7 protein-coding genes are annotated in these 8,336 nt (G+C 30.9%); 1 reads left to right on the forward strand and 6 read right to left on the reverse strand.

Annotated features, from left to right (window positions below):
- Nucleotides 1–74: 74 nt before the first annotated feature.
- The 5 genes from EUBIFOR_RS00925 to EUBIFOR_RS00945 form a co-directional block, all read right to left on the reverse strand.
- Nucleotides 75–374 (reverse strand): hypothetical protein, encoded by a 300-nt coding sequence (locus EUBIFOR_RS00925; RefSeq protein ID WP_003864007.1) that lies wholly within the window; start codon nucleotides 372–374, stop codon nucleotides 75–77.
- 94 nt (nucleotides 375–468) lie between these two features.
- Nucleotides 469–1,986 (reverse strand): TrkH family potassium uptake protein, encoded by a 1,518-nt coding sequence (locus EUBIFOR_RS00930; protein ID WP_003864008.1) that lies wholly within the window; start codon nucleotides 1,984–1,986, stop codon nucleotides 469–471.
- Nucleotides 1,970–3,328: a Trk system potassium transporter TrkA gene (gene trkA, locus EUBIFOR_RS00935; protein ID WP_003864009.1), complete on the reverse strand. Its 1,359-nt coding sequence runs from the start codon at nucleotides 3,326–3,328 to the stop codon at nucleotides 1,970–1,972. Before trkA ends, EUBIFOR_RS00930 begins: the two co-directional genes overlap by 17 nt.
- A 119-nt stretch (nucleotides 3,329–3,447) precedes the next feature.
- The gene (locus tag EUBIFOR_RS00940) at nucleotides 3,448–4,545 is read right to left on the reverse strand and encodes an AAA family ATPase (RefSeq protein WP_003864010.1); all 1,098 of its coding nucleotides are present in this window, start codon (nucleotides 4,543–4,545) and stop codon (nucleotides 3,448–3,450) included.
- A gap of 394 nt (nucleotides 4,546–4,939) precedes the next feature.
- The gene (locus EUBIFOR_RS00945; protein ID WP_003864011.1) at nucleotides 4,940–5,467 is read right to left on the reverse strand and encodes a hypothetical protein; all 528 of its coding nucleotides are present in this window, start codon (nucleotides 5,465–5,467) and stop codon (nucleotides 4,940–4,942) included.
- A 313-nt stretch (nucleotides 5,468–5,780) separates the two neighbouring features.
- Between EUBIFOR_RS00945 and EUBIFOR_RS00950 the strand changes: the two genes are divergently transcribed.
- The gene (locus EUBIFOR_RS00950) at nucleotides 5,781–6,797 is read left to right on the forward strand and encodes an Abi family protein (protein ID WP_040466013.1); all 1,017 of its coding nucleotides are present in this window, start codon (nucleotides 5,781–5,783) and stop codon (nucleotides 6,795–6,797) included.
- A 602-nt stretch (nucleotides 6,798–7,399) separates the two neighbouring features.
- Here the strand turns inward: EUBIFOR_RS00950 and EUBIFOR_RS00955 are convergent.
- Entirely contained in the window at nucleotides 7,400–8,239 is an 840-nt protein-coding gene (locus EUBIFOR_RS00955; protein WP_003864013.1) for a hypothetical protein, read from the reverse strand.
- Nucleotides 8,240–8,336: the final 97 nt, after the last annotated feature.

An 8,336-nucleotide genomic window follows, 5' to 3' on the forward strand; every position in this document is an offset into this window, starting at 1 on the left:
AAACTAAAGCCTGGAAATTCCAGGTTTTTAATTTGTTTTGAAAAAAAGGATATGCACTATACATATCCTAAAATCTATGCTTCTACATTCAAATATTTTAAGCCTCCATATTTTACTTGAAACTTATAAATATTACACTTCAATTGAAGCCATTCCATATCCGTAATCGCATTCTTTCCAATACATTCTATAATCAAATCTTCAGATGCCTTTAAACAATCCAATGTCTGCATCCATTTATTATAATTTTTACTATTTGGTTCAACCGCCATGTCTATGAGCTCATCATACTTCACATTAATAGCCTTATAAATCACTCGAATATTGTCAATCGTAGGCTTTTCAATTGTGTCCAAATAATCAAAAAATCTCATAATAAATCATCCTTTCGTTTTTTTATGGTTTAATAATACACCTTGAAAAAACGTTTGTATAGAAAAATACCCAAATACATGGGTATTCATTGAACTATATTTTTCTTTTATTACGCGTATGAAATGATTTAGACACCTTTCGAACTCCAAGTACTGGAGACAAGAAAATGATAATTGGATAAATCTCCAAACGACCAATCAACATCGCAAAAGATAGTACGATCTTACTAAAATCAGAGAACATGGAAAAGTTGCCCATTGGACCACACAAACCATATCCAGGACCCACATTTCCAATACATGTAATGACGGATGTGATGGTTGTTTCAAAATCAAAATTATTAAAGGAAATCAAGAACAATAAGATGCCGACAATTATGATAAAGCTACAGAAATAAGCCATGATCTGATTGACAACCTCTGTATCCACCACTTTACCATCCATAGTGATGGCCTCTACTTTTTGTGGGTGTAATAACTTTTGAATGTCCAATTTAATTTTCTTTACAATAATCAATAGACGACTGATTTTTACACCACCACCAGTCGAACCAGCACTTGCACCACATACTGTTAATAAGAATAATATCATCTTACTAAATTGTGGCCATACACTATAATCACAACTTGAGTATCCTGTTGTTGTAATGATTGAACCCACTTGAAAACTAGCTAGACGAATGGATTTCAATACATCAAAATTATACATAGACAAAATATTGATTGTGATACAAACAATAGAGAATAAAATCACACCTAAATAGGCACACAACTCTTCATTTTTAAAGACTTGTTTAAAATCTTTAATTAAAAGGAAATAATACATATTGAAGTTAACACCAAATAAAATCATAAAAATCGTAATGATGGTTTCATAATACGAATTGTTGTAGGCACCAATACTTGTATTCTTAATCGCAAAACCACCCGTACCTGCTGAACCAAATGTGTTACAAAGCGCATCAAACAATGGCATTTTACCAATTAAGAGTAAAATCACTTGAATGATCGTAAGACCCATATACATTGTGTATAAAATCATAGCCGATTGACGCATACGAGGCACAAGCTTACCAATGGTAGGACCTGGTGCTTCTGCACGCATAATATGCATATCACGATCGTTGGATTTTGGTAGTATTGCCAAAATAAAGACTAAAATTCCCATACCACCAATCCAATGTGTAAAGCTACGCCAGAAGAGTGTAGCATGCTTCAAACTTTCAACTTCCGTTAAAATACTCGATCCTGTCGTTGTAAATCCACTCACGGCTTCAAAGAAACAATCCACAAAAGAAGGAATTTCACCCGATAAATAAAAGGGTAAACCACCAAAGAAAGATACAACGATCCACGCAAGGCCTACCGCAATCATTCCATCTTTCGCAAAATAGTTATTGACTTTTGCACGCGTACGCGTTAGCGCATATCCTAAAACTAGACAGATTCCAATCACAATCAAGTAAGAATCATACAAGCCCTCTTGATAGATCAAATCCACAATGACCGGTAAAACCATTAGGCAAGCTTGTGCAATTAAAACCATACCCAATACGTTACCAATCATCGCCCAGTTTAATTTATGTAAATTGTGCTTAAGATAGTAAATCATTGATATCCCTCAATCCTGCAACTTTACTAATAATAATAACCGTATCTGACAATTGAATACGCGTATCTCCCGTTGCCACTTTTGAAACACCCTTATGCGTTACATACGCAATGATGATCTCTTCACGAATATTTAGATCCTTAATTGGCACATCAATAAAACGACAGTTATCACGAACTCTAAATTCTAAAGCTTCAAGTTTGTCATCTACAAGTTTGATCAATGATTCAACATTTGATCCAACTGTATTTTGCATAGCACGAACATACTGCACAATTTGGTTGGCCGTAATAAATTTAGGTGTAATTGAATTTTCTAAGCCTAATTTATCCAATAAGAATCCTAAAGAAACACGGTTTACCTTAGGCAAGACATGCGTAACACCATGAGACTGGGCAAACATAGAAATAATGACATTCTCCTCATCATTATCTGTAAGTGCAATAAACGCATCCATTTCCTCTAAAGATTCACTCAATAATAATTCATGATCCGTACCATCGCCATGAATGACTGTAGCCTGTGGGAATTTTTCTACAAGACTAATACACTTATCCTTATTGATTTCGATGATCTTTACATCCATTCCCAGTTCTAACAACATATTTGTCAAATAGTATGTGATTCTTCCACCACCAACAATCATTACTTCATTGACCGTACGATTACTTAAAATACCCACTTTAATAAAGAACTTTTCAAGCTGTGTAGTCGAACCCGTTAATGTGACACGATCCTTTTCATAGATGACGGTATTTCCATTTGGAATGATCACTTCCCCATTTCTTTGAACAGCCACAAATAACACTTCACTTTTCATACGACGATTGATGTCGCAAATACGCATATTTGAAAGTGGCGAATTTTCTTTAATTTTCACTTCCGCAAGCTCAATTCTTCCCTTCGCAAAAGAAGAAACCTTGATCGAATTTGAGAAACGAATCGCCCGCAAAATTTCACGAGCCGCTGCCTGCTCCGGATTGATACTCATACTCAATCCCAACTCATCCTTGATCAAACGAACGGTATTGTTGTATTCCGGATTACGAATACGTGCAATCGTATGTCTTGCACCCAATTTCTTTGCCAATAAACAACAAATAATATTAACCTCATCCGTTGATGTAGCCGCAATCAACAAATCCGAAGATGAAACACGAGCTTCCATTAACGTATCTAAACTCGCACCATTTCCCTGTACGCCTACAATATCCAACTGATTCATGGTACTCGATAGAACACTCGATTTATTTTCAACCACTGTAATATCATGACCTTCCTGGTTTAATTGTTTTGCGATCGCAAATCCAACTTTTCCATCACCCACTACAATAATTTTCATAACTCCTCCAAAAAAAATGAATTCCCATATGGAATCATCTCAAGTATAATATAAAACATTTATAAAAACTAGTACTACAAAGGCTTGTAATGAACACTTAGTCAATATCAAAAGACAAACTATTCATACTTTTCAAACTCTCCACTAATATACATCTTTTCTAAATTGTGTCCTTCACTTAATTCTCTTTCAGTCGCATCACAAAGTGCCGTTAATGTACCTCTACTTGATAGAATAAACAAACAGTCTGGACGTACAATTTTATTTGTCATTAAATTCGTATTATGTGAAGTCATAATAAATTGACATTCTGGGTATTTATCTTTGAAATAACAAATCAATTTCTCTGCCATTTCATAATGATAAAAAGCAGCAAAATCATCTATATAGATCAACGAACAATTAGATACTATTTTTTGATAAAGACTAGTCAATGCCAACGTCCCACTTGATGCAGTACGATAAAATGGAACTAACTTTTTATGAGCAAAATATAATTCAACCTGTCCATCCGGCAATTCTTTTAAAACCAATTTACATTCAATTCCCATCAAATTTAGAAAATCTTCAAAGTTATGTAAATAAACCGGATTTTTTAAATTCTCAAGAAAATTTCTATTAGAATACAACAAATCATGTCCCACAGTAATCATGTCCATTTTACGTACATATTTAGATAATTGAATCAAAACAGAATCATCACTAAAAGCCGTATTGTTTATTAGCCATCTTAAAAAAGGTAACACATACTCATTATCCATCTCATCTTTATTTAAATAACGTTTAGTATTCACTGTCTCCGCACTAATTATACTTAAACCTTGAAAATCAAATTTACTATTTTTAAAATCACACTTAAAGATAGCTTCTCCATTTATATACAATTCTTCATCACATAACTCAGTATTCGCAAATCTAGAATACTTATAAACAACTTCATCACTTCCAAATTGAAATTCATATATAAATTTTGCCGTATCCTGAGAATCTGCATTGATTAAAACACTATTTTCGTCATTTCTAAACATACCATACAACAAAATTTTAATATCAAGAAGTGCCCTACCAAAATTAGTCTTTCCAGTTGCATTACGCCCATAAATCAACCTCATCGAAAGACAATCCGCATTAAATGAATATTCACCAATTTTACTAAAATCAAGTGAAATCTCATCTTTAAAATTCTTGTAGTTGCTCACAGTAAACTTTTTCAACATATTCAATCACCCTTCTTTATGCAGCATAATACACTTTTTTGTTATATCTAAAATTCCAGTGTTTTTACATAATCCGTAAAAAAAGCCATCATTAATGAATGCAAATCACAAAGGATGGCTTTACTATTTAATCGTAAACTATTTATATGCATGAACTTCAAATTCAACTGTAGAAATATTTTCTAATCCAGTATCAGATATAGATTTTTTTGGATATATATTACCATTTGAAGTCTTAAGATCAAAATCAATTAAGCCATCAGATTTTATTGCATATATCTTTCAAAGTAATTATGGAAGATATCAATATAATCAAATTTGGATATTTCTGAATGCTCAAAATTTTACATTTTTTTAGTTATCATTTATGTTCGTAAATTACGCTATAAACAAACTATAATTTTTGCCAACTCCATTTACTTAAAATCTCTTTCAAAACAACATTAGCATCTAAACTTTGTACTTCAGATTTGCTCAGTTCACGAACTAAGTTAAGATTATCCTCTGTTTCTTTATGATTCATAGTATTTGGAAGTATTAAATACTCAGCTTTATTCACATTAACATCTTCATCCACTCTTACAGTTTTGCAAATTGCGAGACTTTCTTTCCAAGTTACATCTTTACTTTTAATTTTTTTAATTTTTAACTCATCATAGTCTGGCAATAATTTATCCTCATCGATTTCCACTTTAAATATATAAACATATTTTAAATCATCGTTTGTTTCAGAACGAAGCGAGTTTATGTTTCCATAAAAATATGCAGTTTCTATATTAGGCGTTAAATAAACATATCCATTAGTTGTGTCACAATCTAATTTTCCTGTATTTGTATATACTCTTGATATATCATGTTTAATACAATGATCTTTAATTATCCCCTCTCCTCTACTTAGAGTTGTTCCGTGATATAATATCATACTTTTTTACTGGGTATATTGTAATTGATCCATCTAGCTGGTCATTTACAACATACTTCTCCTTTCTTTCAACCTTTAATAACCGTGGTTGAAGACGGTTTTGTTAATTTGCAAAATTGAATATGTGAATGTGGATTTGTATATTTATACCCTGTAGCTTGACTACTTTCGGGAGGTTCTTACCATACCTTATTCCAAAACAGTGATTAGTTAGATGAGTCTTTGAACGCATATTTCGAACTAAGTTTTATATCCTCTTTTTTTTTACTGCATAAAGATGATAAAATAATCACTATAAGGAGTTACTTGACTTATGAAGCCATATATGAATAATGAGGAATTGATTGATGAATTAGTAATTCACAAAAATATAAATCGTGAAACAATTCCAGAAAATATATTTAATGAAAGAGGATATACAACACTTGTATCACCATATAAAAGATTGATTTGCACAAATTTTGACACGATGAGACAAGAATATATATACAAAGAAAATGGTGACTTTGCCGAATATATTAATTTAGCAAAGATAGATGATTTTATAAGCAATAAATTTAGCATGTACATCGAATGTTTTGAGAAACACTTCAAGACATATGTTGCAGAAAAATTATCTGAAAAATTCAAAGATACAAATTTATCATGCAATGATTATTCCGAACTTTCTCGATTATCATCTTGTTTACCTAGTACTGAAAGAATTCAACACTGTCATAATATTTTACAATTAGATTGTCATTTTAATTGCTATGATTTATTGTATTTTGATAAAATGTATAATTCTAATATGAGAGAAGTTCAAGCTAACAAAAATATTATTGCAAATAGAAGACGTGCTTTAGATACCATATTAAAACTAAATACTACACATGGTTACTCTTCAAATATGTTAATACAACATAATTTTAACAAGAACACAGTTCCTCCTATATGGGGAGTTATTCATACACTATCATTGGGAGATGTATTAGCTTTATATAACATGCTAAAAATACAAGATAGATTAAGCTTTTGTCAAGCAATCTATAAAAAGCAAAATGTATCGTATAGAGAAATTAATGCATTATCATCAAATATTAATTTTATAAGAAAAATACGAAATAATATTAACCACTATGAGCCATTAATACCCGTATTATTAAAGTATCAAGATGAAGGGAAAGAAGAAGCAATATTTAAAATTTTAGACCTTCTAAAAGATTTGTATTATTCTGGAAACATTCATTCAATTAATGTCGTTCGTCGTGTAAAATTTCAAAAATTATCAAAATGTGATTACAACAAAAAACAAGTAGTATATTTAAATAAGATTTTAAGAAACATATAAAAATCGATGGAATACAAACTATCGATTTTTCTTATATATTTACCCAAACCAACCATTATCAGAAAAAATAAAAAATGACAAAACAAAAAGGCCCCTCCGTTTCAGGTGGACCAGTTCTAGCGTACTAGGTACGCCACTTACAAGATTAATATACCGTATTTTTTTTAAAAGTCAAGTAAGCTAATAGTAGATTAGTGATTACGCATGAAATAATCTTCAAATTTTAGTGATTTAAGATTAGTTATATTTTTATGCATATGCACTTTAATAGTGTGCTCGTGTACACTATTATTATGAAAAGATATGTACTTATCCTGACCAGATCGAAAAGTTCCGTTCTCCTGCTCATACAATCAAAAAACGAAACAAGATTATAGTCTCTATTCGTGTACTTCTAAATATGCGCCTTGTGGTAAATCTAATTGTGTCCGAGCCCAATATCAGCTATAAACCGTTTTGAGGTATATACCACCCTTTAAATCTTGGAGAGCAAATTCACCTAATCCCATACAAATTAAATACACCAAGATCACCTAGATAAGATTCTACTTTATATGTTTCAATAAACAATTTGATTGTTAATAAAAATTTAGTTATTCATGTCATTTTTGATTTAGAAATCGTCTTTCCATATAATCCTTTAATTCCCTTTTATCTTGATCATCTTGGTCCAAACATAATTGGTCATATATATCTAAAGCTATTTCATACAACTCTTTTTCAACTTTTGATACCCTGCGCACACCTTCATCAACTTTATCAAAGCGAATATCAAACAATTTAAGAAACAACGTGAATACAAAAACCGAAAGAATAGTTTCAAGTTTAGGGTCATCTACACCCGCATAAATATATACAACCATTCGAAACATAATAAATGTCAAAATTAAACGTATAATCGCTACTTTATAAGTCATATACAGTTGTCTTGCGTTAAACTTAATTGTTCTATATAGGTTCACATTTTTAATATGCTTTTCATCAGAATATTCTATACTTTTGCATAAAAATAAAGCACGATTTAGTTTCATTAAATATAAATCATTTTTATTACTACTATCATTTATTTTTCTATCGCTTGAATGTACATTCTCTTTATTTTTCAATTTGCTGTTCTTATGTATTTTTATACCCAGTTCTTCAAGTTCCTCATAAGTTACCTGCTTTTCATCATTTTTAGACGCTTTAGCATCTAAAAAATATTTAAAAACTATTTTAATTAATAATATAGATAGTACAATAACATACAAAACAATTTGCCAAAAACTTAAATCACCTTTGGATACAAATATTCTAAGAATAAAACCACATATAAAAAGGAATAATGCCCAACTATTAGAATATGCTTCTAAAAATTTTTCTTTAAAATCATCCTTATTGTATTCTAAATTAGTTGTATTAGATATATTGCTAAAAAATCTTTGATTCTGACTACTCCTCACCGCAAGCAGTGAGGGTTCTTAACTGACAACATTATGCAGCAATCGTACATTATTTTCAAACTTTGGATTCCTGTCTTTCTGTTGGAGCAGTGAACTC

Origin of the sequence: Holdemanella biformis DSM 3989, from assembly GCF_000156655.1 — a bacterium.
In the GTDB taxonomy this organism is placed as follows: domain Bacteria; phylum Bacillota_I; class Bacilli_A; order Erysipelotrichales; family Erysipelotrichaceae; genus Holdemanella; species Holdemanella biformis.

Coding starts and splice junctions, on each gene's coding strand:
- trkA (WP_003864009.1), bottom strand. CDS start 3,328: ATGAAAATTATTGTAGTGGGTGATGGAAAAGTTGGATTTGCGATCGCA.
- EUBIFOR_RS00945 (WP_003864011.1), bottom strand. CDS start 5,467: ATGATATTATATCACGGAACAACTCTAAGTAGAGGAGAGGGGATAATT.
- EUBIFOR_RS00925 (WP_003864007.1), bottom strand. CDS start 374: ATGAGATTTTTTGATTATTTGGACACAATTGAAAAGCCTACGATTGAC.
- EUBIFOR_RS00930 (WP_003864008.1), bottom strand. CDS start 1,986: ATGATTTACTATCTTAAGCACAATTTACATAAATTAAACTGGGCGATG.
- EUBIFOR_RS00940 (WP_003864010.1), bottom strand. CDS start 4,545: ATGTTGAAAAAGTTTACTGTGAGCAACTACAAGAATTTTAAAGATGAG.
- EUBIFOR_RS00950 (WP_040466013.1), top strand. CDS start 5,781: ATGAAGCCATATATGAATAATGAGGAATTGATTGATGAATTAGTAATT.